Below are 25,592 nucleotides of genomic sequence, written 5' to 3' on the forward strand. Positions count from 1 at the left end.
CGTTCGCAGTCTGGTAGTATTCAGTATGCGTGCAGAACAGGGTGCTCCCGGCACGGCCAATGCGAGTTGGCAGTCCCGATTCGTCTCGGCGGTGATTCGCGCATACATGCGACCGCATGTGTTGAAGCCGATCGATCCGCTCTGGGTGCGGCGGCGCATGGGGCGACAGCAGATGCCCCGCGATGTCATGGTTCGCTCCACCGGCGTGCAGGTCGTCGCCGCTCCGCCATCGGGCGACTGGCGGGGCGGTGAAATCGTCTCGTGGCCGCACGCCAGGAGTGACGGGCCGGTCCTGCTGTATCTGCACGGCGGTGGCTATCTGGCGGGATCACCGGAAACGCATCGACCGCTGGTCGCGTCGCTGGTGCGACGGCTGGAGGGCGCGGCATTCGTGCCCGACTATCGCCTGGCACCGGAGCATCCGTATCCGGCCGCACTGGATGATGCCCGGGCCGCGTACGGCCACCTCCTGTCGTTGGGCATCGCCCCCGCGCGTATTGTGATTGCCGGGGACTCGGCCGGCGGCGGACTCGCCCTCGCGCTTACGCTGGCGCTGCGCGACACGCACGCGCCCTTGCCGGCCGCCGTGGTCACCTTCAGCCCGTGGACGGATCTCGCCGCGACCGGCCGGTCGATCGAGGAGAACACGGATCGCTGCGCGATGTTTGCCGGCATCACGATTCATCGCGCGGCCACGTTCTATCTCGGCGCATCGAATCCGCGGCTGCCCTACATCTCACCGCTGTACGGCGAGTTTGCGGGCATGCCGCCGCTGCTCGTGCACGCCAGCGAAGATGAAGTCCTGCGCGACGACGCCGTGCGTGTGGCCGAGCGGGCGCGGGCAGCCGGCGTCGACGTCGAACTGCGACTGTGGCAGCGCGTGCCGCACGTGTGGCAGTTCTTCCCGGCGGTCCTTCCCGAAGCGGCGGAATCCCTGACGGACACCGTGCGCTTTATCACGGACCGTGTCAGGGGCGGGTGATATCGACGTCCCGAATCGCCCCGCGCCGGATCGCGATTGAATGCTGCGCGCCGGACACGTGACGAATCGTGACGCCCTCATCGACAAGGCGTCCACAGGGCAACGATCGTGTATATGCCCACTGACTTCCGTCCGCCCGATTGGGCCCCACTCCAGCGAGCCCTCGTGGCGGAATTCGGTGACGCCGCAGTCGACGCGTCGGCCGCCTTCTGGTTCATCGGCTTCATCGACGGGCCTGCCGATGTCGGCGAGCTGCGGCTGTACGAGCACAGCGTCACTCGCCGCCGACTGGTGCTCGATCGGGAGGGGGGCGCGTACCGGTGGTTTGCGCTATTTGCCGGATATAGCCGGATTGGCAGCGAAGAGGCATTGGTCGAGGCGCTCAGCTAAAACGCTGCGAGTGAAGCCGGAGGGGGCCGGAGCCGAGACTTCATTGAGATACGGCGCCCGCATTTCGGGCGCGGCCGCTTCCTTCTCAATTGCCGCGTGCCCTCTGACCTGAAAGGTCTGTCGTCCGCCGACCGCGTTCCGCTTCCGACTGCCCATGGCACCGCCGGCAGCGGAGCAAGTGAACCGTCGCGCGCGCTGACGCGGATTGCGCCGATCGACCCACGTGACGCCGTCTCGACGCCTCAGCATCCGTTGGGTCGCAGCGGCCTTGACCTGCTCAATCTTCTGGCCACTACCGATCTGGTGGCCCCGCGGCAGGCAACCGGAATGGTGGAAATGGAGGTCGGGCTTGAACAGGCCCGTGGGTCGTTGCTTCGCAATCTGCCCGCGGACGCTTTGACGGCCCTGGACCTTGTATGGGAGGGCGCGAAACGCACGGAAGAAGGGTGGTACCTCCGCAGTGGATCACTGGCGGTACTCGGACTGCCTGGCGAGAGTGAGCGCGTCGCAGAGGAGGGACTGGCGGTGCGGCCGGGCTCTCTGGCGCTCCGCTTCATGCAGTCGGTTTCACGCATGGCGCTTGGCGACCTGGCTGGTGCCCGCTCCGTACTCCAACAGGCCCTGCAGGGTTCTCCGGGTGAACTCCTGCTGCTGGTGCAACACGCGCTGGTGCAGGCGAAGCAAGGGGACTCGCGCGGGGCTGATGCCTTGCTCTCCCGACCGACCGCGGCAGCCGAACATCCGGCCCTGACGTGGGGGCGCGCCGTACTGCGGACCATCGTGGCCGACAATACCCGTCAGCGCTCAAGGCCGACCCCAATCGATTGGCCTGTGGCCATGCCGACTGCCGTCAGGTCCGCGCGCGTGACACCAGCCAGCACCGACCATATTTTCGCCGAGATCACGGAGCATCTGGGCGACCCGTCGGCGACGCGCATCGGCCACCGAACGCCACCGATCACATCGGCCGCGGTCGGCGCTGATGCACTCGCCTCCGATTCCGCAAAGACCGATGTCGCGGCATCAGCGCTGGAACGATTCGGCGCTCGCATCGTGATGCGTCCAACGAATGAAGTCGCACGCGAGGCGCGCATGCTGATGCGCGCGTTCAGCGCCGGCGGAACGCTGGCATCAGCCACCAATGCCGATCAGGCGCACGCCGCTCGCACGGTGCTTACGACGTTCCTCGGCGCGACCACCGGCGAAGGCGCCGAAACGCCGGCTCCGGTACGCACGATGGTCGAGCAGCTGCTGCCCCTGTTGCAGGATGGGCGATTCGATGACGCGGAGCGGGCGGTGCGACGTCAGAGCATGCTGGTGCGTGAACCGATCGGTCGGTTGCTGCTGGCCATCGTGCGCGGCGCGCAGATTGCCGAAGGGCAGCGGAATCCTGCGGTGAACGACAGCGCGCCTGAAAACGGCGGAATGCCACATGCACGTACCGCGCCGGCGTTCACCACCATTGCCGATGAGCGGCTCGGTACCCCATCAGCGGGTATGATGGCCGTGCGCGGCGACTCCGAACGCGCTCCCCTTATTCCCGTACGATTGGGACTCGGTCTCCTGGAGGAGACGTCGGCGTCGCGAGCGGCAACAGCGACCACATCGCCGGACGCCGCATACAACGCCGAGCACGCCGGCATGGGTTGGGGTGCCGCACGGGAGATCCCGACGCCGGCTATTGGCAACGAGTGGGCGGAGGGCGCGGGGGTGCGGGCTGTGGCGCTGGTGTGTGTTGCGCTGGCGGCAACGGCGCTGGTCACGTCGCATGGCGCAATCGCCATTGGCCTGGCCGCGGGTGCCGTGTGGCTCGGGCTTCGTCGCAGCGGCCGGGAAGGCGACCGGCGGGGCACCCACGACCGGACGTCGCCGCAGTAGATTGCGCGCGGTCGGTGGTGCCTGGTAATGGCCGCCGACCAGCGGTTGCCGAACCCGACCGGCGCCGCGTTCGCCGCCATCTCTCCAGCGCTCCTCATGACGCCTACTTCATCCGCGCCCGCCGCCGCGCCGGTCTCCGCGTTTCTCCGTCATCACTATCGTCACTTCAACGCGGCCGCCCTTGTCGACGCGGCTGATGGCTACGTGCAGCACCTTGATGGTGGCGGCAAGATGATGGTCACGTTGGCCGGCGCGATGAGTACCGCCGAATTGGGGCTGTCACTGGCCGAGATGATTCGGCAGGACAAGGTGCATGCGATCACCTGTACGGGCGCGAATCTGGAAGAGGACATCTACAACCTGGTGGCGCACGATCACTATGAGCGTGTGCCGAACTATCGCGACCTCACGCCCCAGGACGAGCAGCGGCTGTTGGACAAGCATATGAACCGCGTGACGGACACCTGCATCCCCGAAGGAGAGGCCATCCGTCGCATCGAGAAGGCGATCCTCGATGAATGGAAGGCGGCGGATCGTGACGGCGTTCGGTATTTCCCGCATGAGTTCATGTATCGCATCCTGTTGAGCGGGTCATTGGAGCAGTACTACCAGATTGACCCGAAGAATTCCTGGATGCTCGCTGCCGCCCAGAAGAACCTGCCGATCATCGTGCCGGGCTGGGAAGACTCGACGACGGGCAACATCTTCGCCTCGTACTGCATCGAAGGTGGCGTGAAGAACGTGCACACGGTCCGCAGTGGCATCGAGTACATGATGTATCTCGCCGAGTGGTACACGCGGACCACCAAGGACACGACCATCGGGTTCTTTCAGATTGGCGGCGGCATCGCCGGCGACTTCCCCATCTGCGTGGTCCCCATGTTGCATCAGGATCTGAAGCGCGAAGACGTGCCGTTGTGGGGATACTTCTGTCAGATCAGCGATTCGACCACCAGCTATGGCGGGTATTCCGGTGCGGTGCCCAACGAAAAGATCACGTGGGGCAAACTGGGCATCGAGACGCCCAAGTTCATCATCGAGTCTGATGCATCGATCGTCGCCCCGCTGGTGTTTGCGATCGTGCTGGGTCAGTGAACGGCGCGGATTGCCCACGTACCAGCGCGGCGTGTCTTGACCATCGTCGATGTGGTGTGAGTGATCAGGGCGGCTCGATCACCCGCGGCACGCGCAAGCGCTGACCGCTTCGGATATCGTCTGACGGCAGCCGGTTGAGCTGCCGCAGCACGTCTGGCGACGTCTGAAAGCGCCGAGCCAGCCCGGTGAGGTTTTCACCCGGTTGCACAACGTGAGTCACATACTCGGCGGCGGTCGGAAGGGCCGACCGATTGCTTTCGGCGAATGCTTCCTCGTTGCGCGTGACGGCGCGTCGAGCGTCGATGCTGGCCTGTGACACGCGGACTGCGTCCGCCCACGTCGCGTCATCGACGAGAAAATCGACGTGGGCGGTCGGCGTGCGCAATTCGAGCCCACGGCCGAGTCCGCGAAAGAGGAGTCCGGGCTCGAGTGTAAAGGCGGCGTCGTATGGATAGCTCTCAACCAGCAGTTCCTCTGGCCCATCCTCACGCGGACGCAAGAGCGGCGTGGGTGGAGCGCCCACGTAGAGCACACGTCGATTGGTGGCCACGACCATCCCGAACGATTCGCGCCACATGTCGGTCCATCGCCGCTGGCTCGCGTAGACTGAGGCCACGATTCGCTCATCCGCCGACAGCTGCGACCGTATTTCGCGTTGGGCAGAAAGGCGAGCCGCCCGGCGTGCGCCGATAGGGGGCACGACCGCCGCCGCCGCCACGAGGGCCGCCACACCCAGCAGCGCGGTGCTGCTGGTGAGGGCGATGAGCACCCGGACCATCGGCCGGCGCCGCCGAGGCGCTGGCGCACTCTCGCCCGCCCGCAGCCAGTTGCGTCGGCGGGGCGTGGATTCGGGGGGCTGGACACCAGATTCGTCAGGCACAACGAAAGCTATCAGCTTTGGCGACCCCACTTGCCAATACGTATTTGCAGTACAATCTTTGCGGCGATGTCCCACCCCACCCCCAGCCACCGCGTCACCATCCATGACGTGGCGGCCCGCGCCGGTGTTTCCCAACCGACCGCGTCGCTCGTTCTCTCGAATCATCCGCGCGCCCGCGTGGCTGCCTTGACGCGGCAGCGGGTGCTGGCGGCCGCGGCCGATCTCGGCTACCGACCCAATGTGGCGGCGCGTGCACTGACGCAGGGTCGTTCATTCGCCCTCGGCGTGATCGTCCCCGACATGCGCAATCCGTTTGTCGCGGACGTGGTCGCTGGCGCCGAGCGCGTGGCCACCGAAGCCGGGTATGCGGTGTTGCTGTGCGATCAGCATGCGCGGGACATCGCGCAGCATCTGGACATTCTCAAGGCCCGTCAAATCGACGGCATCCTGATCGATGCGATCGGCGCGGCGGAATTGTCCGGAGATGCGCTGGCCGGGTTGCCTGTGGTGCTGATTGACGAACCATCGGAGCGGTGGCCGGGCATTGCCACGGACGCCATGGGTGCCGGACGACTGGCTGCCGATCATTTGCTCGCCTTGGGACATCGCCACGTGGCCTTCGTCGGACCGGCGACGGACGTGCATACCTTCCGGATGCGCGAGCGTGGCTTCGTCCTGCGGCTTCGCGAGTCAGGGGTACGGTGGTCCAGCGACCGCTGGAAACGAGCCCCCGCGACGATGGCTGGCGGCCGTGAGGCGATGCGCGAACTGCTGCGACTGGCGACACCACCCACCGGGGTGTTCTTCGCCAACGACCTGATGGCCATCGGCGCGATCAAGCAGTGTCTGCGCGCCGGCCTGCGTTTGCCGACCGACTGTTCGCTTGTCGGATGCGATGATATCGAGTTCGCGCGCTATGTCACGCCCGAGCTGACGACCGTCTCGGTGCCTGCCCGCGAATTGGGTGCGCGCGCGGCGCGGCTGCTGGTGCAACTCGTCGAGCAGTCGCCGCGTCGCCTGAGCGCCCGTCGAATGCTGCCCGTGCGACTGATGCCACGCGAATCGTCGGGCCCCGTGCCGACCACACCGCACGCGACGGCATAGCATGACTGGCTTCATGGGGTATCGCGAGGCGGTCATCACGGGCACCGGCAGTTACGTGCCCGCGCGCGTGGTCACCAATGCGGAGTTGTCGACGCAGCTGGGTGAGGACATCGCCCCGTTCGTGACCGGCACACTGGGCATTCATGAGCGTCGCTGGTGCGCGGCGAACGAATCGACGGCCGACCTGGCCGAGCATGCCGCGCGACGAGCGCTTGACGCCGCCGGGATCGGCCCGGAGAGTATCGATCTCGTCATTGTGGCGACTGACACCCCGGAGTTCGTGTCGCCGGCGACCGCGTCGGTGCTGCATGGGCGATTGGGAACCACCAATGCCGGGACGTTTGACCTCAACGCGGGGTGCGCAGGCTTCGTCACGGCGATGGATGTCGCGTGGAAATATCTCCGTGCGGATCTGCGATACCGGCGCATCCTGGTGGTCGGCGCCTACGCGATGTCGAAGTATCTCGATCCGACGGATAAGAAGACGGTGACGATCTTCGCCGACGGGGCGGGGGCTGCGGTCGTTGAAGCCAGCGACACGCCGGGTATACTGGCGTCCGAACTCTTCGCCGACGGACGCTACTGTCACGGGATGGGGATCTTTGCCGGTGGTACGCACACGCCGATCACCGTCGACGTCCTGGCCGCGGGCGTTCAGAATCGACTGCGCTTTGTCGAGAAGTATCCCGCGTCACTGAACGAAGACGGGTGGCCGCGCATCGTGCGCTCGGTGCTCGCCCGCGCCGGCCATCGGCCGGAAGATGTGGATTGCTGGCTGTGGACGCAGGTGAATCGTTCGACGATCGTCCAGGTCATGCATGCATTGGCGCTGCCGATGGAGCGCGCGCACACGATCATGCACAAATGGGGGTATACGGGATCGGCCTGTTTGCCGATGGCGTTGGATGATGCCGTGCGTTCCGGGCGAATCCGCGACGGTCATCTGCTGGTGTTGACGGGGTCGGGTGCTGGTTTGGCGATGGGATCGCTGGCCATGCGGTGGCGTGCACGGACGACTGCAGGTCACGGGGCGGCCGACGGATGACCGCGGAATCTGTGCCGCTGGTCCGGCAGTTCCTCTCCCGTGCGGCGCACACGCCGTTGGCGTTGGCGTTCGCCGTGTATCCCGCCGGCGCGTCGCGCGCGACCGCAGACCTTTCGTGGGGCGAATGGGCTGACGCTTCGCGGGCCATTGCCGCGCAATTGCTGCAGGCCGGCATCGGACCGGGTGACCGAGTGATGGTGTTGGCAGGCAATCGCCCACTCTGGCCGATCGCTGATCTCGCGATTCAAATGGTGGGCGCGATTGGTGTAGGGGTGTATCCGACCAGCACGCCCGCGCAGGTTGAGGCGATGGTGATGGATAGTGGGACGGCGTTGGCATTGGTGGCGGGAGCCACCCATCGGCGTACGCTGCAGTACGCGCGTCGCGCGGTGGGACGTGCACTGCCCATCATTGCCGATGCGCCCGAGAACGAGTTTCCGCCCGCTGCCGGCGATGTGGTGACCGGGGATTCCTCGTGGGAGGAATGGCAACGCCGTGGTGCCGCGTCACTGGCATCGGATGCCACCCTGCGCGCCGCACTGGAGGCGCGCATCAGCGCCGTGGCACTGGACGATCTGGCCGCGCTGATCTACACGTCGGGATCGACGGGCAAGCCGAAGGGCGCGTGCATCTCGCATCGGTATCTGGCGGCATCAGCGGAGTCGATCGCCGACGTCCTGGCGCTCACGAGCGCGGATCGTACGCTGTCGTTCCTGCCATTTTCGCACGCGGCTGAGCGGGTGTTCGGGCAGTGTACCCGCATCGTCGCGGGTCTGCCTACCGCACTCATCGAGGATCCTGCCGACGTGTTCGTTGTCGCCCGGAGTTTTGAGCCGACCATGCTGGGCGGGCTGCCGCGGATCTTTGAGCGGCTGTACGAGGCGGTGGAAGTGGCTCGTCGCGACGGGACGGATCCGCGCACCGCGATCACTGATCGGATCGGGCCGCGGTGCCGCTTTGCCACGTCAGGCGGTGCCGCGATGCCGAGCCACATCGCGGCGGAGCTTGCCGCGTTGGGGCTGCCCATTCTCGGCGCGTATGGGCAGACCGAGCATTTGTGTGTGGCGATGAATCGCCCCGGACACTTTCGCTTCGACGCGGTGGGAGTGCCCATGCCGGGGACCACGGTGCGGATCGCCGATGACGGTGAGTTGCTGGTGGCGAAAAGCGCGCTGACTTTCAGCGGCTACTGGGGAGACGCGCACGCGACGCGCGCCGCCTTCACCGACGATGGGGAGTGGCTGCGCACGGGAGATCGCGCCGCACTGGACGCCGACGGCATGCTGCGCATCACCGGTCGCGTGAAAGAGTTGATCGCGCTTTCGACTGGCCGCAAGATCGCCCCGATTCCGATCGAGGCGGCGCTGGTGTCGTCGCCGTTCATCGCCCATGCGGTGTGCTATGGTGAAGGTCGCAAGTATCTGACGGCGCTGCTGTCACTGCGGCGTCCCGTGGTGGAGGCGTGGGCGCGCACCGCCGGTCTCGCACTGGCGTGGCCGGATCTGGTCGCGCATCCGCGCTGGCAGGCGATGCTGCATGATGTCGTGAGTCAGGTGAACGCCGACCTCGCGCGCACCGACCGCGTCCAGCGGTTCACGGTCATCGCGCACGAATTGACCGTCGAAGCCGGTGAACTGACACCGACGCACAAGTTGGTGCGCCAGGTGATCGCCGCCCGGTACGCCGAATCCTTTGACGCGCTGTACGGAGAGTCGTCCGCATGACGAGTTCCAAGTTGACCGGCGTGCGCCGAGTGGCGTTTGCGGCTGTCGTACTGAGCGCGGCCGGCATAGCCGTCGCCTACGCCTCGGCGTTCGCTTCGCCGGCGATCGCCGCGTTCGGACCATGGATCATGAGCGTGGCGTTGCCCATCTGCCTGATGGCGATGATGACGTTCGGCGCGGTGCGTGACGGTCGGGGACTGGGGGTTCTGATATGGCCGATCGCCATCGTCTTGGTGCTGGTCACGGGCGGATTTCTGCTGGCTCTCGCCCTGCCACCTGACGAACCGTCTGCCGCGCTATGGCTCGGCTTGCCGAAGCGTGCGGCGGTGATCCTGTACGGCGTGGGCGTGCTGCCGTTGTTTGTGTTGCCGTTCGCGTATGCCCTCACCTTCGACGCGTTCACACTTTCCGACGCCGACATTGCGCGCGTGCGCGCGGCTCGCCGCGTCACGCTGCCGTCCGACGACGGGCCGGGGGCGGCATGATGGCGGGCCATGCTGCCGTGATCACCCCGCTCTTGCAGGGTACGACGTTGCCGTCCATGGCCCAGCCCGTGATCGGCGGCGTGGCGATTGCGTACTTCGTGGTGGTGGCGGCCATCGGCATCTGGGCAACCCGACGCACGAAGACCGTCGCCGATTTCTTTGTGGCCGGACAGGGGCTCGGATTATTCACGCTGGCGATTGCCTCGATGGCGGCGACCCTCTCGGGTTTCGCATTTATTGGAGGACCCGGCCTCGTGTATTCCATCGGTCTCGGGGCCGTATTCATCATCCTCCCGTCGGCGCTGACCAACTCGATGGGCGCCTGGGTGATGGCGAAGCGATTGCGGCTGCTGGCGGAAGTGCGCGAGATGATCACCATCCCCGACGCGATCGGCGCCCGATTCCAATCGCCGTTGGCACAGGGAATGTCGGCGGTGGCCATCGTGATTGCGGTGATCGGGTATATGGCCACCAACCTGCTGGCGCTTGGCCTGGTGATTGACGCGATCTTCGGCATTGGGCGCGTGCCGGCGATCTGGCTGGGTACTGCCATTGTGCTCGCGTACTCCGTGTCGGGCGGTATTCTGGCCGGCATTTACAACGACGTCTTTCAGGGCATCCTGATGGCGGTCGCGTCAACGCTCGTGTTTGCGTTCGCCTTGAAGTCCGGCGGTGGGCTGAGCGGGATCTCCCGCACGCTGATGACGCACGATCCGACCATCCTCGCGCCGTGGGGGAAACTGTCCCCATTGGCGGCCTTGTCATTCTTCTTCGTGTTCGGTTTGGGTTCGCTGGGGCAGCCGCATGTGGCGCACAAGTTCTTCATGCTGAAAGACGCACGTCGGCTCAAGTGGTACCCGTTGCTGATGACGTTGGCGCTGTCGCTCACGCTGCTGTTGTTTGTGGGTGTGGGACTCTCCATGAAGGCGCTGGTGCTTTCCGGTCGCGCCCCGGCACTGACGTCACCCGACGACGCCACTCCGACATTCCTCCTGCAGTTCACACCGTTGCCACTCGCGGCGTTGGTCTTCTCCGCCGTCGCGGCCGCGATCATGAGCACCGTCAACTCGTTCATGAGCATCGGGTCGGCCGCGTTGACGCACGACCTGCCGGTGGCGTTCGGCACGCGGGTGATCAACGAGTTGCGTTGGGGTCGTATCTGGACGGTGCTTATCACCCTGGGTGCGGCCATCGTGGCACAGGCCGCCGGGACCTTGGTGGCGCTGCTCGGCGTGTTCGGCTGGGGGCTGTTCGCGTCCACGCTGGTGCCGTCGCTGGCGCTTGGGCTCAACTGGCAGGGGGCCACACGTGCCGGGGCCATCGCATCGATCGCTACCGGACTGGTCACGACACTCGCCCTCGAATCGTTGGCATTCTTCAAGGTCTTCACGTTCCCATCGGGTGTGACCGCCACCGCCATCGCGCTGGTGCTGTCGCTGCTCGTGTTTGTGACCGTGTCGTGGCTGACGCGGGCGACGGCGGCCTCCACGCTCTCCGCCGATGTGCGCGCGGTGATGGAGGCGTGACCATGACAGAATCGGGCCCCTCGGATCGGTTCCTCGCGCTGGCCGTTGGTCAGTCGGCCACGATGACACGCACCGTTTCCGAGAGCGAGATTGTCCTCTTTGCCGCGATCACGGGCGACAGTAATCCCGTGCATCTTGACGACGCGCAGGCGCAGGCGTCGCGCTTCAAGGGGCGCATCGCCCACGGGATGCTGACGGCCGGCTTCGTCTCGGCGACGATGGCGATGCAGTTGCCCGGACCTGGTTCGATCTACCTGTCGCAGTCGCTCCGCTTTCTCCGACCGGTGCGCATCGGTGATGCGATCACGACGACGGTGGAGATCATCGAGCTGCTCCCGGATCAGCGTCACGCCCGTCTGTCGACGGAGTGCCGCAATCAGTCCGGCAAGCTCGTGTTGGACGGTGAAGCGGTCATCCTCATTCCCCGCGAAGGATGATGCCGCCACCGGTCGCAGTGTCCCCCCGTCCGGCTCGCGGTCGACGTCGGCCGTGGAAGCTCCGGAATGCGGTTTCAGGCCCCAGATTGTTGCAGTCTCCCGTTGTACCCCTCCAGGAGGATTTCGCATGTCAGTCCTAGTTCGTCATCCCGTATTCGCGGCAGTCTGCGTGCTACGGCAGTGTGTCCGGTTCAACCGTGCCATCATGGCGCTCTGCGGCGCGTTGTCCGTACTGGCGCTGCCGGTGGCGGCGTCTGCACAGACCGGTGGAGTGACCGGTCTGGTCACCGATAGTGCCAAGGTCCCGCTCCCTGGTGCCCAGGTCACCCTGGTGGGCACACGCTTTGGCGCGACGTCGGGCATGGACGGCCGCTACCGCGTGGTGGGTGTTCCGGCCGGCAGCTATTCGGTGCGTGTGCAGCGCATCGGTGCCAAGGCGCGGACCTTTGAAAACGTCGCGGTCGCGGCGGGTGCGGATGCGACGCTGGATATCACGCTGCAAGCGACGGCGCTCCAGCTGGGCGGGTACGTCGTGTCGGCGTCGCGTCGAGTGGAAAAGATCACCGAAGCGCCGGCGACGGTCACGCGCATTGACGCCGAGGCGTTCAAGTATTCGGCGGGCAACTCGTTCACGGCGGCGCTCAAGGAAGTCAAAGGCGTCGACTTCTTCCAGACGGGTATCGCGGCGGCGGGAATCAACGCGCGCGGATTCAACAGCGCGTTCAACAACCGCATGCTGCAGATGGAAGACAACCGGGTGGCCGTCCTTCCGGAGAATGGACTCCCCGTGGGTGTCTTCACCACGATTCCCAAGGTGGACATCGCCGGCGTGGAAGTCCTCATCGGCCCCGGCGCGGCGTTGTACGGCCCCGACGCTTCGAACGGAGTGGTGACGTTGCTCTCGAAGGATCCCAAGCAGTATCAGGGATTCACCGGCGAAGTCACCCTCGGTTCGAATGGCGGCAGTCCTGGCAACTACTTCGACAAGCAGAAGGGTCGCGTCAGCTACAATGACGCGCAACTCCGCTACGCGGGTGTGCGCGGCAAGCTGGGATACAAGGTGACCGGCGAGGTGCTGACCGCGCAGGACTGGCAGAACGTCAATGTGTACGGAGCGGGCACGACACCAGTGCAGGAGAACGGCCCGGACTGGTCAACCAGCTATCGTCGCGCCAGTGGTGCACTGGTGTATTACTTCGACAATGGCGGACGCCTCGAGTATCAGGCCGGTGCCAGCCGCAGCAATGGCATTGGTGTCACCAGCGCCGGCCGCAACCAGTTGAAGGACTGGGAATACCGGAACCAGCAGGTCCGCTTCACCACCAACAACTGGTTCGCACAGGCCTACACCACGCATTCGTTGTCGGGCGAGACCTTTGCCCTGAACGGTTACACCACCAACCGGGTGAATGCCCGATTCAACGGCATCGGTGATGATTCGGTGCGTCGTGCGTCGGCGTTTCCTGCCGACGGCCGGCTGACGGCGGCGGAAGTGCAGAACAATGTCACGCTTACGGGCCTGTTCAACACGCGCGTCGTCACGGGCGTGCAGTATCGTCGGGATGTGGTCAGTTCCAAGCGGGTGTGGTTGACCGATGCGCTGACCAAGGAAGACCTCAAGCTCACCCAGATTGGCGTGTACGCGCAGACGGAGACACCGCTCAACGAGATCACCAAGCTCGTGCTGGGCGCGCGGTACGACAATCCCGAGTTCTACGATCCGCAGTTCAGTCCCAAGGCGGCGTTGTTGGTGTCGCCCACCGAGAACTCGACGTTCCGCCTGACCTTCAATCGCGCCTTCAAGTCGCCGTCGATCCTGCAGACGAACTTCTTCTATCGCGATTTCAGCCCCGGCATTGGCGTGTTCGGCAACAAGGACGGCATCACCATCAAAAACGCGGCCGGCGTGGTCCAGCGCACCATCGACCCTGTGGTGCCGGAAGTGAACAACACATTCGAATTGGGCTACAAGGGCGTGCTGAACGAGCGTCTGTACGTGGACGTGGCCGGCTACGTGGCGCGGTACAAGGCGTTCCTGAGTCCGCTGGTGGTGGTGGCGAACCCGTTCGGCGGCACCTACGGCTACAACACGAAGACGGACACGAAATTCACGAATGCCGCCGGCGCCGACCAGGTCGCGCTGTCGTATCTGAATCTCGGTGAGGCGACCCTGTCCGGCATTGATGCCGGCGTGCGGTACGTGGTGAATTCCAAGTTCAACCTGTCGGGCACGATGAGCGCCCTCAAGCTGGACTCGATCATCGCCAAGGCCGGTGATCCGCCGGAGGCGACGTCGCTCAACAGCCCGTCGTTCAAGGCCACCATGGGCGGCGATGCGCACGACATGCCGTTTCAGTCGTTCGGCGGCTTCACGTTCCGATTCGTGAAGGACTACCGGTTCCTGTCCGGCGTGCATAACGGCGTCATTCCCGGCATCATCACGCTGGATATCAACGTCGGCAAGAAGATTGGTCAGCACACGACGCTCAACGTGTCGTTGCAGAACCTGTATACGTGCACGAGCGGTACCAGCACGCCACCGGTGTACCTGAATGCAGCGTTGCCGTCGTCGTTCCTCAAGGGATGGGATTGCGGCGTGGGCCGCAAGCACATCGAGCTGCTCAACATGCCGGCGTTGGGCGCGATGGGCTTCGTGGGCCTGCGGTTCGACCGCTGAACCGAACCCAAAGTCGGCGAGTGACCAGATGATGACTCGCCGGTTTCGACTGTCCGTCCTGGCGTGCGCGGGGATGCTGGCCATCCCCGCCACGCGAGGCGGAAGCGCCCAACCAACGGAGCCGACGATGACCGCGACGGATGCGGTGGGGCAGGTGATCACGGGGCGGTTTCACGGTCCCGCGGGCGGCCGGGCATGGCGCCTGTATGTGCCGTCGTCCTATGTGCGGTCCAAGCCGCCAATGCTGATGGTGCTGTTGCACGGATGCACGCAAACCGCCGCAGATATCGCGCGCGGATCACAGATGGATCAGGTGGCGGAGGAACTCGGCTTTCTCGTGTTGTATCCTGAACAGCCGGTGGAGGCGAATCCGCGGACGTGCTGGAACTGGTTCGATGCCGCCCATCAGGCACGTGACGCAGGGGAGCCCGCGATCCTCGCCGGTCTGGTGGCCGATGTCTTGACGCAATTTCCCGCGGACCCGACGCGCGTCCATATTGTCGGCATCTCCGCCGGTGCGGCGATGGCCGGACTGGTCGCCGTGGCGTATCCCGAGCGATTCGCGACGCTGACCAGCTTGAGTGGCGTGCCGTGGCAGGCTGCGCGCAACGTGGGAGCGGCGCTGTCGGTGATGCAACGCGGTGCCGGCGATGCCGTGCCCTCGGCGGATGCCGTGCTGCTCGGCATGGGGGCGCACTCGCGGGCACTCCCGGTGCTGGTCATTCATGGTGGTGCCGATGCCGTGGTGGCTTTTCGTAATGCCGACGAGACGGCCACGCAATGGGTCGGTGTGCACGATCGTCTCCGGGCAAACGCGGGCGCTCCGCCGTTGCAGGCCACGCCCGAACAGGTGACGCAGGATAATGCGTACACGGTGCGGCGCGTCGATTGGCGCGACGCCAGCGGTGCGGCGGTCGTCACGCGCGTGCGCATTGACGAATTGGGCCATGCCTGGGCGGGCGGTTCGACGGCCGGCACCTTCACGGATGCCAAGGGTCCTGACGTGAGTCGGATGGTGGCCACGTTTTGTCAACAACACCGTTTGCCGTAGTGGTCGCAGATCGTTCGTGCTCTCGTTCCGGTGCCGTCCGTGCCTGTGTTGACCCCTGAGATCTTCGATCCGTTGAGCTGGTGGTCCCGCGTTGAGGGCACGCGCGTGGCATTGATCGAGGCCGCGTCCGCGCGACGGCACACCTATCGGTCGTTGGACATCGATGCCGACAGGTGGTGCGCTCGACTGGCGGGGTGGGGCATCGGGCACGGCGACCGCGTGGCTATCCTCGCACAAAATCGCGCGGAGTTTATCCCACTCCTCTTCGGGTGCATTCGTCGCGGGGCGATACTCGTTCCCCTCAACTGGCGGCTCTCGGCGCCGGAACTTGCCCGCGTGGTGGAGGATGCATCGCCAGTGGTCCTCCTGGGCGAAGACCGCATGCGGACGCTGGCCGAAGCCGCACTGGCCGTGGCGACCCTTGAGCGGATTCCCGAGTGGCGCGATCTCGATCGCGATCTCGCTTCCGTCGCGGAGCACGTGCCCATGTCGCAAGCCCGCTCGGCGGAAGACGCCACGATGTTACTGTACACGTCGGGGAGTACCGGTTCGCCCAAGGGCGTGATGGTGCCGCATCGGCAATTGCTCTGGAACGCCATCGCCACGACGACGGCCTGGCGCATCGGCGCCGATGATGTGGGACCGATCGCGACGCCGTTCTTTCATACCGGTGGGTGGAATGTCTTCACTACGCCCATGCTGTTCCGGGGCGGCACGCTCGTCCTCACCGACGGGTTCGACGCCGCGGGATACTTCGAGATGCTCGAACGCTTTGGTGTGACGCTGGCGTTTGGCGTCCCCACGCAACTGGCCATGGTGCGCGAAACCGCAAGTTGGGGACGTCCGTTGCCGGCCCTGCGCACCTTTCTCTCCGGCGGGGCTCCCTGCGCACAGCGCATCAAGGACGCGGTCCGACTCGCTGGCTACAAGTTCCGGGAAGGGTACGGTCTCACGGAATGCGGTCCGAATTGTTTTGCCACCAGCGACGCAACGGCCATCGAGAAGGATGGAACCGTGGGTTGGCCCATGCCTTTTCTCTCGATGCGTTTGCGGGACGAGACCGGCCGCGTGGCGGGTGATGACGAAGTGGGTGAACTGGAGTTGCGTGGCCCGCAGTTGTTTGGCGGCTATTTTCGCGCCCCCCAACAGACGGCCGAGGTGATGACGGACGACGGATTCCTGCGGACCGGCGACCTGGCCAGTCGCGACGCGGATGGCGTCTACACCATACGCGGACGGCGCAAGGAGATGTTCATTTCGGGGGGAGAAAACGTCTTCCCCGGCGAGGTGGAAACGGCGTTGCTTGACTGCCCTGGCGTCAGGGAGGCGACCGTCATCGGGGTGGCCGACGCGCGGTGGGGCGAAGTGGGGTGCGCGCTGGTCGTGCGGGAGAGTGACGCGTTGGATGCGACCGTGTTGCTGGCGCACGCACGATCGCGGCTGGCGGGATACAAAGTCCCCAAGCATGTGCAGTTCGTCGATGCCATCCCGCGTCTGGGATCCGGCAAGATTGATCGACGGGCCGCGCACGCGCTGATCCCGCCGTGACCGCTACGTCCGCGCCCCTCCTGCCGGAATCGGCGGGGGCCACCGCCAAGGGGTCCACGGCCCGCGGGACGTACGCTTACGTGAAGGATTGTCTCGGGAGCTCTGGCCTGGACACGGTGCGCGCACGTCTCGATGCCGCAACACGGGCGCGGCTCGATACGGTTGAAGCCACTGAGGAGATCCCCTACCCGTACCTCGTGGCGCTGTGGGAGGTCATCGATGAGGTGCTCGGAGGCCGTTACCCGCAGTGGGCGGAAGACGCCGGGGCTTTCTCGATTGATTCGGTTGGCGTGCAGCTCTATGGTGGGATTCTGCGCAAGGCGTCGCCCAGCGTCTTCCTGACCCAGAGCATCTCGCTGTTCCGGCTGTATTATCATCCGGGTGACATTACCGCCGTCGAGGAAGTGGCGGGACGTGCTGTCCTGCGTCTCCTCGATTTCGATCCCATCACGCGCCTGTTCTGCCGTCGCCAAACCGGTGGATTGCGCCGTGCGGTGGAATTGGCGGGAGGCGATTCAGCGCGCGTTCGTCACGTGCGCTGTTCCATCGAAGGCGACGCATTCTGTGAGTGGCAACTCGAGTGGCACGTCCCGCGCGGTTGAAATCCGACGACACGTCCCTGCACGTGTCGACCCAGTTTGATCTGTTCCCCGTCGCGCCGGTGGTCGATATCCTCGATCCGCTGGCGGTGGTTGGCGTGCGGACCGGCGTCGAGCATCTCGTACGCGTGCGGCCGCGACCGAATGATGCGCCGCATATGGTGTTTCACGATCGACACGGGTGGTATTGCGAACAGCATGGCGCCCAGTGCGGTGCCGTGAAGTTGGCCCGGGACGCCGTTCCGTCGTGACGGTCGACCCGACGGCGCCAATCTGGGTCCCGTCGCGTGAGCGCATTGCCGGCGCTCGCCTGACCGGCTTCCGGGAATCGCTTATTGCGCGCGGCATCGCCTCGGCGGACATCTCCGATGCGCACCAGTTGCAGGCCTGGTCGGTGCAGCATCCCGAGGCATTTTGGAGCGCAATCTGGACGGAGGCAGGGATTCGGGCAGACGGGCCGGGCTCGGTGGACGCGCCCTGGAGCGCTGTGCTGCATGGCGGGGACCGTATGGCACCGCCCGACCCGGTGGCCGGACCACACTGGTTCACTGAGACGCGTCTGAATTTTGCCGAGCATCTGCTGCGCCGCCGAGACGCCGCCGTGGCCATTGTCTCATGGAATGAACTGGGGTGTCAACGCCGGCTGTCGTTCGACGAACTCGCCGTGGCCGTCGCGCACGCGGCGGCCGCCATGCGCGCGCTCGGTGTGGCTCCTGGCGATCGGGTTGTCGGCTATCTGCCGAATATCACCGAGGCGGTCATCGCGATGTTGGCGGCGGCCTCCATCGGCGCCATCTGGTCGTCCTGCTCGCCCGACTTCGGCACCAAAGGGGTGGTGGATCGGTTTGGCCAGATTGAACCGGTACTGCTGATTGCTGCCGATGGTTATCGCTATGCGGGCAAGCCGATCACCTGTCTGCCGCGCGTTCAAGAGGTGATGAAGGCCATCCCGTCGCTCCGGGCCGTCTGGATCGTGCCGTGGTTGGCCGCCGAACCCGAACTGACGGATCTGCCCGGCGTCGAGCGCTTCGATCACGTGCTGGCCCGCTACGCGCGCGACGACGACACCAGTGTTCACGCGACTGCCGTTCGATCATCCGTTGTACATTCTGTATTCGTCGGGAACGACCGGACTCCCCAAGTGCATGGTGCATGGGACTGGTGGTACGTTGCTGCAGCATTGGAAGGAGCATGCGCTGCACACCGACCTGCGTGCGGGAGACGCGCTGTTCTACTTCACGACGTGCGGCTGGATGATGTGGAATTGGCTGGTATCGGCGTTGTCGCTCGGGGTGACCATCGTGCTCTATGACGGCGCACCGCTGGCCCCGGATCCGGAAATCCTCTGGCGCATGGCGGAAGCCGAGCGGGTGACGGTCTTCGGGACCAGCGCCAAGTATCTCGCAACGCTCGAGAAGGAATCGGTTCGGCCGCGCGACCGATTCGATCTGTCCGCACTGGATGCGATCCTTTCAACCGGCAGCCCGCTGGCGGCGCACAGTTACGACTTCGTCTATCGTGACATCAAGGCGGACATCCGACTCTGCAGCATCAGTGGCGGCACCGACATCGTGAGCTGTTTCGCATTGGGCGATCCCACCGGCGCTGTCTATCGCGGGGAACTGCAGATGCGCGGATTGGGGATGGCGGTGGATGTTGTGGACGTCGACGGCCGTTCCGTGCGCGGTGAAGCGGGTGAACTGGTGTGTACCGCGCCATTCCCCAGCATGCCGGTGGCGTTCTGGAATGATCCGGACCAGCGACTGTATCGGGCCGCGTATTTCGAGTACTTCGCCAATATCTGGCGACATGGGGACTGGGCCGAGATCACCGCGCATGACGGCCTCGTGATCCACGGTCGGAGCGACGCCACCCTCAATCCGGGCGGCGTCCGCATTGGCACGGCGGAGATCTACCGGCAGGTTGAGCAGATCGGCGAGGTGCTGGAGTCTCTGGTCATCGAGCAGCGATCCGCAGTGTCTGCCGACGAGTCACGCGTGGTCCTCTTCGTGCGGCTCCGCGCCGGCGTCGTGTTGAACGAGGCGCTGCGCGATACCATTCGCCAACGCATCCGCCAACATGCCAGTCCGCACCATGTGCCACGGGTGATCGTGGCGATCAACGATGTGCCACGAACGCTCAGCGGGAAGATCACGGAGCTGGCGGTACGTGACGTGGTGCATGGGCGCCCCGTCCGGAACACCGATGCGCTTGCCAACCCCGAATCGCTGGCGCACTTCCGGGCCATTCCGGAGCTTGTCGGGTACTGATGGCCCGACGGGTGCGGCCTCACGTATTATCTTTACTGGATATGTTGACACACCTCGCGGGAGACATGGGTGACCAGCGGTCGCGCGCCTGGATCGGCGCGCTGCCGCGTTCACATATCTGATCGGCCGACGGCGAACTGTACCCCCCCCGTTCCGTTCCGATCATTTCTGACTTCTTGAGGATGTCATGGCGACGCTCACCGCTCCCGAGGCCGGCATCGAGCTGGATGCCTTCCCGATCAACGGCACCGACTATGTCGAGTTCTATGTCGGCAATGCCAAGCAGGCCAGTCATTTCTATCGCGCGGCATTCGGTTATCAGCTGATTGCCTATCGCGGTCCCGAGACCGGGGTTCGTGACCGCGCCAGCTATCTGCTGCAACAAGGCAAGATTCGCCTGATCCTGACCACCGCCATGGGCCCGGAATCGCCAATCGCCGACCATGTGCACCAGCATGGCGACGGCGTCAAGGACTACGCCCTCTGGGTCGACGATGCCCAACTGGCCTACGCCACCGCGATCGAGCGCGGCGCGATCAGCGTGCGCGAACCCGAGGTGATTCGCGACGACCGATGGCGAGATGGTCATCGCGGCCATCGCGACGTACGGCGACACGATCCACTCACTGATCGAACGCCGCAACTACCGCGGCACCTTTCTTGCCAGGATTCGGGATATCACACCGCACTATCAGCCGGCCGACGTCGGGCTCAAGTACGTCGACCACTGCGTCGGCAACGTCGAACTCGGCAAGATGAACCGCTGGGTGCAGTACTACGCCGACGTGATGGGGTTCCGCAATCTCATCACCTTCGACGATCACGACATCAGCACGGAGTATTCGTCGCTCATGTCCAAGGTGATGGCGAACGGCAACGACAAGATCAAGTTCCCGATCAACGAGCCGGCGTCGGGCAAGAAGAAATCCCAGATCGAGGAGTATCTCGATTTCTACGGCGGCCCCGGCGCCCAGCACCTCGCGCTGGCCACCGACAACATCCTCGAAACGGTAACCGCGCTTCGTGATCGCGGCGTGGAGTTCCTGTCGGTGCCCACGTCCTACTACGAAGAATTGCAGGCGCGCGTCGGCACGATCGACGAGCCGATCGAAGAACTGGCCGCACTCGGCATCCTGGTCGACCGCGATCCCGACGGCTATCTGCTGCAGATCTTCACCAAACCTGTGGAAGACCGGCCCACGCTGTTCTTCGAGATCATCCAGCGAAAGGGCGCGAAGAGCTTCGGCAAGGGCAACTTCAAGGCGCTCTTCGAATCCATCGAGCGCGAACAAGCGCTGCGCGGCAACCTCTGAGCCGACTATGCCTTTCTATCACGCACTCGGTTCGCTGCCGCGGAAGCGGCACATCGTCTTTCGTCGTCCCGACGGCGGCCTCTACGCGGAAGAACTGATGGGGCACGAAGGATTTGTCGGCACGTCGTCGTTGCTGTATCACGTGCATCCGCCCACGACGGTGCTCAGCGCCCGCCGGGTGCGCGACGATCGAGATGGGACGCCGATCCCACGTCCTGCGGCATCGGCACTTCCTCACGTCCCGGGTGGCGAAAGGCGGCTCGCCGACGCTGGACCGGATGCCGCTGATGTTCAACAGCGACATTGGCATGCTGTATGTCGAGCCCGACGTCACGGACTCGCACTTCTACCGCAACAGCCAGGCGGACGAGGTGGTGTATGTGGTCGAGGGGCAGGGCGTCCTGGAATCCGTGTTCGGTGAGCTGCCGTACAAGGCAGGCGACTACGTCGTCATCCATCGCAACATCACCCATCGCTGGCGTCTCGACGCATCCGCGGGCCCTGCCAAGTTTCTCGTGATGGAGAGCCGCGGGCACGTGCGTTTCCCGTCGCGCTACCGCAACGAGTAGGGACAGTTGCTGGAAGGCGCGCCGTACTCCGAGCGCGACATTCGTCGACCGCTCCATCTGGATCCGCGTGATGAGCGCGGCGAGTTCCCGATTCTCGTCAAGCAGTACAATGCCATCAACGAACTGGTCCTCGATCATCACCCGTTCGATGTCGTGGGGTGGGACGGCTACTTCTATCCGTGGAGCTTCAACATCCACGACTTCGAGCCGATTGTCGGTCGCATTCATCAGCCGCCGCCGGTGCACCAGACGTTCCAGGGCGACGGATTCGTGATCTGCTCGTTCTGCCCGCGCCCCTACGACTTCGATCCGGAGGCGGTGCCGGCGCCGTACAACCACAGCAACGTCGACTCCGACGAAGTGCTGTTTTATGCGTCGAGCGAGTTCATGAGCCGCAAGGGCATCGAGTACGGGTCGATCACGCATCATCCGGACGGCTTGCCGCATGGGCCGCACCCGGGGCGTGCCGAGGCGTCCATCGGCGCGAAGTACACGAACGAGCTCGCCGTCATGATGGACAGTTTCAAGCCGATGAAAATCGCGAAGGCCGCGATGCCGTACGAGGACCCGTCGTACCACAAGAGCTGGCTCGATGGGCAGCACGGCCAGTTCAATCCGCCAACGTCCTGACTTTCCCATCGGCCGTCATGCCACGACTTTCCGCTCGATTCGGTGCCTTCCCAGCCTATCCACTGGCGCACATCCCCGCCCGCAAGAAGGCACTGATCGACGCCGGCGTTGATGTGATCGACCTGGGCGCCGGCGACGCGGATCTCGCGCCGCCGGCGGCGGCGGTCACCGCCTTGCAGCGGGCGGCTGAGGTGCCGGCCATGCAACGGTACGGTTTTGGGCTGGGGTTTGTGCCGTATCGCGAGGCGGTCTCCGCCTGGATGGCGCAGCGCTTCGGACAGCGTTTCGATCCGATGACGGAAATCGTGCCACTCCTTGGCAGCAAGGAAGGGCTGGCCCATGTGGCATTTGCATACGTGGGTCCGGGCGATGTGGGCATCATTCCCGATCCCGCGTATCAAGCGTATCTCGGGGGGACGCTGTTGAGTGATGCGCAGCCGTACGTGTATGCGCTGCGCCCGAGAACGGACTTCCTCGTCGAGCTGGACGAGATTCCGCCGGATATCCTGGCGCGCACGCGCGTGCTGTATCTCAACTATCCCAACAACCCCACGGCCGCCATCGCCCCGCGTGACTATCTCGAGCGCGTGGTGCGGACGTGTCGCGAGCGCGACATCCTGTTGGTGTACGACAATGCGTACTCCGAGATGGGCTTCGAGGGGTATGTGCCGCCGAGCATCTTCGAGATCGATGGCGCGCGCGACGTGGCCATCGAGTTCCATTCGCTGTCGAAGACGTACAACATGACGGGATGGCGCTGCGGTTGGGCGGTCGCCAAGCCGGAGATTGCCACGGCGCTTGCCAAGGTGAAATCGTTCACCGACACGGGCCAGTACATGGGAATTCAGGCGGCGGGCGTCGCCGCCATTGAAAGCTGGGCGACGTTCGTGCCGGAGAATCTCCGAACGTTTCAGATACGACGTGACGCCGCGGTGGACGCGTTTCGCGCCAATGGATTCACGGCGGAGACTCCGCGCGCGACCATGTACCTGTGGATACCGTTGCCCGACGGGATCGCCAGCAAGGACTTCGCCGATCGGCTGCGGGAGGACGCGGGCGTGATCGTGCTGCCTGGATCGGGTTTTGGCGCAGGCGGCGAAGGGTTCTTCCGCATCTCGTTTATCCAGCCGCCGGCACGCATCGCAGAGGCGGCGCGCCGCGCTGGTGACGTGCTGCGCTCGATGCGGACTGAACACGACGCACGACCGTCACCCGTCACGGCCCGAGGGTGAAGGTGATCGGGCGCACGCTCGCCGTGCACAGGATGCGCCGTTGCGCGCCACTGCTGTGCGCGGCAGGGATGTTGAGTTGCCGACCCGTGGTGATTGTTGATCCGCCGCCGTCGGTGCCGACCACCGCAACGGCGCCGCCGCGTCCTGACGAGCGCGCCGCTGATGCGCCGCGCGCCGCCGAACGTCTGTCACGGCGCGTCCCTGCACGACCGGCCGTGAGTGAAACCGCGCCGGACGTGGCGCGCGAGTTTCGCGGCGTGTGGGTGGCGACGGTTGCCAATATCGACTGGCCGTCGAAGCGGACGCTGTCCACGGCGGCACAGCAGCGCGAACTACTCGATCTGCTCGATCGTGCGGCGTCGCTCAAGCTCAACGCGGTCATCTTTCAGGTGCGCCCCGCTGCCGATGCGCTGTATGCATCCACTATTGAACCCTGGTCGGAGTACCTCACCGGAACGCAGGGCAGGGCCCCCGAGCCATTCTGGGATCCGTTGTCGTTTGTCATTCGCGAAGCGCACGCCCGCAATCTGGAACTGCACGCCTGGTTCAATCCGTATCGGGCGCGACACACCGACGCGCGAAGTCCCCTGGCGTCCAATCACTTGGCCCGCACCAATCCGGCGCTGGTGAAGAAATATGCCGGGTACCTCTGGATGGACCCCGGCGAGAAAGCAGTGCGCGAGCGCACGCTGCGCGTGGTGCTGGACGTGGTGAAGCGCTATGACATCGATGGCGTGCACATCGACGATTACTTCTACCCGTATCCCGAGAACACGAGGCGCGGGCGCGAGATCCCGTTCCCGGATGACGGGAGTTGGCGCAAGTACCGCAAAGGCGGCGGCACGTTGGATCGAGGGGATTGGCGGCGGCGAAACGTGGACATGCTGGTGGAAGCGTTGCACGATGGCATCCACACCGTGAAACCGTGGGTCCGGTTCGGCGTGAGTCCGTTCGGCATCTGGCGTCCCGGGTACCCCGCGCAGGTTCGCGGGTTTGACGCGTTCGGCAAGCTGTACGCCGATGGCCGAAAGTGGCTGAACGAAGGATGGGTGGACTACTTCACGCCGCAACTCTATTGGCCGACCACGCGGGTCGCGCAGTCCTATCCCGCACTCTTGCAGTGGTGGGCCGAGGAAAACACGCAGTCCCGTCATCTGTGGCCCGGGAATTTCACATCGCGCGCCGGCGCGTCGGGGGCGAGCGCGTTTTCGGTCGGCGAACTGGTGGAGCAGATCCGGGTCACACGGCTCCAACCCGGCGCCACCGGCAACGTGCACTTCAGCATGAAGTCGTTTCTGCTCAATCAAGGCAGCATGAACGACTCACTGGCGGCGGGTCCGTATGCCGACATTGCGCTGACACCGGCGACCCCGTGGCTGCCCACCGCGGCCCCGCCGACACCGGCGCTCCGCCTCACCAACCGGAATGGAACGCCCGCGTTGGTGTTGGGCACCATTGGTCCGGCCGCGCCATGGCAGTGGCTGGTACAATACCGAACGCCTGAAGGCTGGACCACCACCGTACTGCCAGGGGACGCCACGTCCGTTCCACTCCCGGTGTCCGGGACCCCCGATCGGGCCACCGTTCGCGCCTTCAACCGGGTGGGGGTTGAAAGTCCCCCCGTTTCGATATCGCTTTCAGATACGGCGTCCGGGCTGAATGTCTCCGGACGCGCCGCCCAGCCGGCGGCGTCCCGTTCTTCCTCCAGAGGTCGTCCCGATGGCCGTTGAACGTTCATCGTTCTTTTATCGAATTACCTCCGGTATCCGGATCACCGTGCGTCCGAGATATCTGCGGGAACGTTCGAATCCGATGCTCGCCCAGTATGTCTTCGCGTATCACATTCGCATCGAAAACATCAGTGATCAGGCGGCGCAACTCCGCACTCGCCGGTGGCTCATTCACGATGAGTCGGCCGGTGACACGGTGGTGGAAGGGGAGGGCGTGGTTGGCGAACAACCGCACTTGATGCCCGGTCACGTGCATGAGTACCGCTCGTTCTGTGTCCTCAAGTCGCCGCACGGTTGGATGGAAGGCACCTACCGTTTTGTGCGTGACGACGGCTCGTCATTCCAGGCGGTGATTCCGCGTTTCACGCTGGCCGCTGAGCCGCGCGCCGATACGGTCTCGTAGCCGCCGATGCTTCAGGCGGTGGGT

Annotated in this window: 19 protein-coding genes and 3 pseudogenes; 21 read left to right on the forward strand and 1 reads right to left on the reverse strand. The window is 65.0% G+C overall.

Annotated elements, in window-relative coordinates; translation table 11 throughout:
* Positions 1 to 25 precede the first annotated feature (25 nt).
* The 4 genes from IPP90_20260 (at position 26) to IPP90_20275 (ending at position 4,345) form a co-directional block, all read left to right on the forward strand.
* A complete protein-coding gene (locus IPP90_20260) occupies positions 26 to 982 on the forward strand; it encodes an alpha/beta hydrolase (protein MBL0172992.1) in 957 nt (318 codons plus the stop codon).
* Between the two features lie 114 nt (positions 983 to 1,096).
* Positions 1,097 to 1,372: a hypothetical protein gene (locus IPP90_20265; GenBank protein ID MBL0172993.1), complete on the forward strand. Its 276-nt coding sequence runs from the start codon at positions 1,097 to 1,099 to the stop codon at positions 1,370 to 1,372.
* A gap of 96 nt (positions 1,373 to 1,468) precedes the next feature.
* Complete coding sequence (locus IPP90_20270; protein ID MBL0172994.1) at positions 1,469 to 3,250, forward strand: hypothetical protein; 1,782 nt, start codon at positions 1,469 to 1,471, stop codon at positions 3,248 to 3,250.
* A 96-nt stretch (positions 3,251 to 3,346) separates the two neighbouring features.
* Positions 3,347 to 4,345 carry a deoxyhypusine synthase family protein gene (locus tag IPP90_20275; protein MBL0172995.1) on the forward strand — a complete coding sequence of 333 codons (999 nt, stop codon included), beginning with the start codon at positions 3,347 to 3,349 and terminating at the stop codon, positions 4,343 to 4,345.
* A 64-nt stretch (positions 4,346 to 4,409) separates the two neighbouring features.
* Here the strand turns inward: IPP90_20275 and IPP90_20280 are convergent, their stop codons facing one another.
* Positions 4,410 to 5,123, reverse strand: a complete 714-nt coding sequence (locus IPP90_20280) for a LysM peptidoglycan-binding domain-containing protein (protein ID MBL0172996.1) — start codon at positions 5,121 to 5,123, stop codon at positions 4,410 to 4,412.
* 168 nt (positions 5,124 to 5,291) lie between these two features.
* On the opposite strand from IPP90_20280, the gene IPP90_20285 reads away from it, so the two are divergent.
* The 17 genes and pseudogenes from IPP90_20285 to apaG all read left to right on the forward strand — a co-directional run bounded on the left by IPP90_20285 (position 5,292) and on the right by apaG (position 25,568).
* The gene (locus tag IPP90_20285) at positions 5,292 to 6,329 is read left to right on the forward strand and encodes a LacI family DNA-binding transcriptional regulator (protein MBL0172997.1); all 1,038 of its coding nucleotides are present in this window, start codon (positions 5,292 to 5,294) and stop codon (positions 6,327 to 6,329) included.
* 13 nt (positions 6,330 to 6,342) lie between these two features.
* A complete protein-coding gene (locus tag IPP90_20290; GenBank protein MBL0172998.1) occupies positions 6,343 to 7,374 on the forward strand; it encodes a ketoacyl-ACP synthase III in 1,032 nt (343 codons plus the stop codon).
* Entirely contained in the window at positions 7,371 to 9,098 is a 1,728-nt protein-coding gene (locus IPP90_20295) for a long-chain fatty acid--CoA ligase (protein ID MBL0172999.1), read from the forward strand. Before IPP90_20290 ends, IPP90_20295 begins: the two co-directional genes overlap by 4 nt.
* Positions 9,095 to 9,583, forward strand: coding sequence for a hypothetical protein (locus IPP90_20300; GenBank protein ID MBL0173000.1), 489 nt, complete (start codon positions 9,095 to 9,097; stop codon positions 9,581 to 9,583). The genes IPP90_20295 and IPP90_20300 overlap by 4 nt, the downstream gene beginning before the upstream one ends.
* A gap of 17 nt (positions 9,584 to 9,600) precedes the next feature.
* Entirely contained in the window at positions 9,601 to 11,109 is a 1,509-nt protein-coding gene (locus IPP90_20305) for a sodium/proline symporter (GenBank protein ID MBL0173001.1), read from the forward strand.
* A gap of 2 nt (positions 11,110 to 11,111) precedes the next feature.
* Positions 11,112 to 11,546, forward strand: coding sequence for a MaoC family dehydratase (locus IPP90_20310; protein MBL0173002.1), 435 nt, complete (start codon positions 11,112 to 11,114; stop codon positions 11,544 to 11,546).
* 127 nt (positions 11,547 to 11,673) lie between these two features.
* On the forward strand, positions 11,674 to 14,223 hold the full coding sequence (locus IPP90_20315) for a TonB-dependent receptor (GenBank protein MBL0173003.1): 2,550 nt from the start codon (positions 11,674 to 11,676) through the stop codon (positions 14,221 to 14,223).
* Positions 14,224 to 14,251: 28 nt separating this feature from the next.
* Positions 14,252 to 15,274 carry a PHB depolymerase family esterase gene (locus tag IPP90_20320; GenBank protein MBL0173004.1) on the forward strand — a complete coding sequence of 341 codons (1,023 nt, stop codon included), beginning with the start codon at positions 14,252 to 14,254 and terminating at the stop codon, positions 15,272 to 15,274.
* Between the two features lie 39 nt (positions 15,275 to 15,313).
* A complete protein-coding gene (locus IPP90_20325; protein MBL0173005.1) occupies positions 15,314 to 16,822 on the forward strand; it encodes an AMP-binding protein in 1,509 nt (502 codons plus the stop codon).
* Positions 16,819 to 17,424: a hypothetical protein gene (locus IPP90_20330; protein MBL0173006.1), complete on the forward strand. Its 606-nt coding sequence runs from the start codon at positions 16,819 to 16,821 to the stop codon at positions 17,422 to 17,424. Before IPP90_20325 ends, IPP90_20330 begins: the two co-directional genes overlap by 4 nt.
* Before the next feature lie 23 nt (positions 17,425 to 17,447).
* Complete coding sequence (locus IPP90_20335; protein ID MBL0173007.1) at positions 17,448 to 17,672, forward strand: hypothetical protein; 225 nt, start codon at positions 17,448 to 17,450, stop codon at positions 17,670 to 17,672.
* Positions 17,669 to 19,691: pseudogene (locus IPP90_20340) on the forward strand (acetoacetate--CoA ligase). The gene IPP90_20335 and the pseudogene IPP90_20340 overlap by 4 nt, the downstream one beginning before the upstream one ends.
* Before the next feature lie 187 nt (positions 19,692 to 19,878).
* Positions 19,879 to 21,004, forward strand: a pseudogene (gene hppD, locus IPP90_20345) (4-hydroxyphenylpyruvate dioxygenase).
* Positions 21,005 to 21,011: 7 nt separating this feature from the next.
* Positions 21,012 to 22,203, forward strand: a pseudogene (locus IPP90_20350) (homogentisate 1,2-dioxygenase).
* Positions 22,204 to 22,220: 17 nt separating this feature from the next.
* Positions 22,221 to 23,435: an aminotransferase class I/II-fold pyridoxal phosphate-dependent enzyme gene (locus IPP90_20355; protein ID MBL0173008.1), complete on the forward strand. Its 1,215-nt coding sequence runs from the start codon at positions 22,221 to 22,223 to the stop codon at positions 23,433 to 23,435.
* Between the two features lie 89 nt (positions 23,436 to 23,524).
* A complete protein-coding gene (locus tag IPP90_20360) occupies positions 23,525 to 25,165 on the forward strand; it encodes a family 10 glycosylhydrolase (protein MBL0173009.1) in 1,641 nt (546 codons plus the stop codon).
* Positions 25,155 to 25,568, forward strand: a complete 414-nt coding sequence (apaG, locus tag IPP90_20365) for a Co2+/Mg2+ efflux protein ApaG (protein MBL0173010.1) — start codon at positions 25,155 to 25,157, stop codon at positions 25,566 to 25,568. Before IPP90_20360 ends, apaG begins: the two co-directional genes overlap by 11 nt.
* The last annotated feature ends 24 nt before the right edge of the window (positions 25,569 to 25,592 follow it).

Source organism: Gemmatimonadaceae bacterium, from assembly GCA_016720905.1.
Taxonomy (GTDB): Bacteria; Gemmatimonadota; Gemmatimonadetes; order Gemmatimonadales; family Gemmatimonadaceae; genus Gemmatimonas.

Excerpts from the sequence above, each read along its gene's own strand:
- IPP90_20280 (MBL0172996.1), bottom strand. The coding sequence starts at position 5,123 with ATGGTCCGGGTGCTCATCGCCCTCACCAGCAGCACCGCGCTGCTGGGT.
- IPP90_20260 (MBL0172992.1), top strand. The coding sequence starts at position 26 with ATGCGTGCAGAACAGGGTGCTCCCGGCACGGCCAATGCGAGTTGGCAG.
- IPP90_20355 (MBL0173008.1), top strand. The coding sequence starts at position 22,221 with ATGCCACGACTTTCCGCTCGATTCGGTGCCTTCCCAGCCTATCCACTG.
- IPP90_20295 (MBL0172999.1), top strand. The coding sequence starts at position 7,371 with ATGACCGCGGAATCTGTGCCGCTGGTCCGGCAGTTCCTCTCCCGTGCG.
- IPP90_20320 (MBL0173004.1), top strand. The coding sequence starts at position 14,252 with ATGATGACTCGCCGGTTTCGACTGTCCGTCCTGGCGTGCGCGGGGATG.
- IPP90_20310 (MBL0173002.1), top strand. The coding sequence starts at position 11,112 with ATGACAGAATCGGGCCCCTCGGATCGGTTCCTCGCGCTGGCCGTTGGT.
- IPP90_20285 (MBL0172997.1), top strand. The coding sequence starts at position 5,292 with ATGTCCCACCCCACCCCCAGCCACCGCGTCACCATCCATGACGTGGCG.
- IPP90_20290 (MBL0172998.1), top strand. The coding sequence starts at position 6,343 with ATGGGGTATCGCGAGGCGGTCATCACGGGCACCGGCAGTTACGTGCCC.
- IPP90_20300 (MBL0173000.1), top strand. The coding sequence starts at position 9,095 with ATGACGAGTTCCAAGTTGACCGGCGTGCGCCGAGTGGCGTTTGCGGCT.
- IPP90_20265 (MBL0172993.1), top strand. The coding sequence starts at position 1,097 with ATGCCCACTGACTTCCGTCCGCCCGATTGGGCCCCACTCCAGCGAGCC.
- IPP90_20275 (MBL0172995.1), top strand. The coding sequence starts at position 3,347 with ATGACGCCTACTTCATCCGCGCCCGCCGCCGCGCCGGTCTCCGCGTTT.
- apaG (MBL0173010.1), top strand. The coding sequence starts at position 25,155 with ATGGCCGTTGAACGTTCATCGTTCTTTTATCGAATTACCTCCGGTATC.
- IPP90_20315 (MBL0173003.1), top strand. The coding sequence starts at position 11,674 with ATGTCAGTCCTAGTTCGTCATCCCGTATTCGCGGCAGTCTGCGTGCTA.